Annotated in this window: 1 protein-coding gene; it reads left to right on the top strand. The window is 63.8% G+C overall.

Annotated features, from left to right (window positions below; translation table 11 throughout):
• A partial coding sequence (locus PQR53_RS38805; protein WP_408465876.1) for a dihydroxy-acid dehydratase occupies window positions 1-1,349 on the top strand: 1,349 nt, incomplete at both ends.

The following is a 1,349-nucleotide window of genomic DNA, read 5'->3' as shown; positions in this document are numbered from 1 at the left end:
GCGATGCTGTTTCGCAACCTCGCTTCAATGGACGTCGAGGAGTCGATTCGCGGCAATCCGATGGACGGCGTGATTCTGCTGGTCGGTTGCGATAAGACCACGCCCGCGCTGCTGATGGGCGCGGCGTCGTGCAATCTGCCCGCGCTGGCGGTTTCCGGCGGCCCCATGCTCAATGGCCGTTTTCGCGGCAAGAACATCGGCTCCGGTACGGGTGTGTGGCAGATGTCCGAGGAAGTGCGCGCCGGCACGATGACGCAGGAGGAGTTCACTGAAGCCGAGTCGTGCATGAACCGCTCGCGTGGCCACTGCATGACGATGGGCACCGCGTCGACAATGGCGTCGATGGTCGAATCGCTCGGCATGGGCTTGCCGCACAACGCGGCGATTCCCGCGGTCGATGCACGCCGGCAAGTGCTCGCGCATCTCGCGGGGCGCCGCATTGTCGATATGGTTCGAGAGGATCTGACGATGGACAAGATCCTCACGCGTCAGGCGTTTGAAAACGCGATCCGCACGAATGCGGCGATCGGCGGCTCGACCAATGCGGTGGTGCACCTGATCGCGCTCGCGAAGCGTATCGGCGTCGAGCTTTCGCTGGAAGACTGGGAGCTCGGCTCGAACGTGCCGTGTCTCGTGAATCTGCAACCGTCGGGCGAATACCTGATGGAAGACTTTTACTACGCAGGCGGTTTGCCGGCCGTGCTGAAGCAACTCGGTGAACAAGGGCTCTTGCATAAGGACGCGCTGACGGTCAACGGCAAGACGCTCTGGGACAACGTGCGCAACGCGCCGAATCACGACGAGAAGGTCATCACGACGTTCGCCGAGCCGTTCAAGCCGAAGGCCGGGATTGCGGTGCTCAAGGGCAACCTGGCGCCGAATGGCGCGGTGATCAAGCCGTCGGCGGCCACCGCGCATCTGCTGAAGCATCGCGGCCGCGCGGTGGTGTTCGAGAACATCGAGGAATTGCACGCGAAGATCGACGACGAGTCGCTCGATATCGACGAGCACTGCATCATGGTGCTCAAGGGGGCGGGGCCGAAGGGTTATCCAGGCTTTGCCGAAGTCGGCAACATGCCGCTGCCGAAAAAAGTGCTGCAAAAAGGCATCACGGACATGGTGCGTATCTCCGACGGCCGCATGAGCGGCACGGCCTACGGCGCGGTGGTGCTGCACGTGTCGCCGGAAGCGGCCGCGGGCGGCCCGCTCGCGTTCGTGCAAACCGGCGACATGATCGAACTCGACGTCGAAGCGCGCCGACTTCATCTGGACGTCACCGACGCCGAACTGGAACGCCGCCGCGCGACCTGGCAGCCGCCTGCGCCGCCCACGCGCGGTTACTACAAACT

The organism is Paraburkholderia fungorum, assembly GCF_046027605.1.
Taxonomy (GTDB): Bacteria; Pseudomonadota; Gammaproteobacteria; order Burkholderiales; family Burkholderiaceae; genus Paraburkholderia; species Paraburkholderia fungorum_F.
Note: the sequence above shows the minus strand (reverse complement) of the source record. Positions and strands in the feature narration are given on the sequence as shown.